The 255-nt window shown below is 41.6% G+C and carries 1 protein-coding gene; it reads right to left on the reverse strand.

The window, feature by feature from the left end:
- The coding region (locus NE619_RS18335) for an OadG family protein (protein WP_256133906.1) at positions 1 to 255 on the reverse strand (255 nt) is incomplete at both ends.

A 255-nucleotide genomic window follows, 5' to 3' on the forward strand; every position in this document is an offset into this window, starting at 1 on the left:
TGCCGATGTTCCTTCAGATGCCGCGATTGCCGCCGCAATTACCGCTGCAAGCTCTGTATCCTCCGTAACATCTTCCGACACTTCCGGCATCTCCGTTTTCAAAGCTGCCGTTGGTTTTTCATTTACAATCTCTGTTTTTGCACTCTTTTTAAACTTCTGTTCAAGCGCCGGAATAAATTTAAACAGTGAAATAATAAATGAAATAAAGATCAATACAACAAAAACCGTTCCCATTCCGAGAATCGTATTAAGTCC

This window comes from Anaerovorax odorimutans, assembly GCF_024459955.1.
Taxonomy (GTDB): Bacteria; Bacillota; Clostridia; order Peptostreptococcales; family Anaerovoracaceae; genus Hominibacterium; species Hominibacterium odorimutans_A.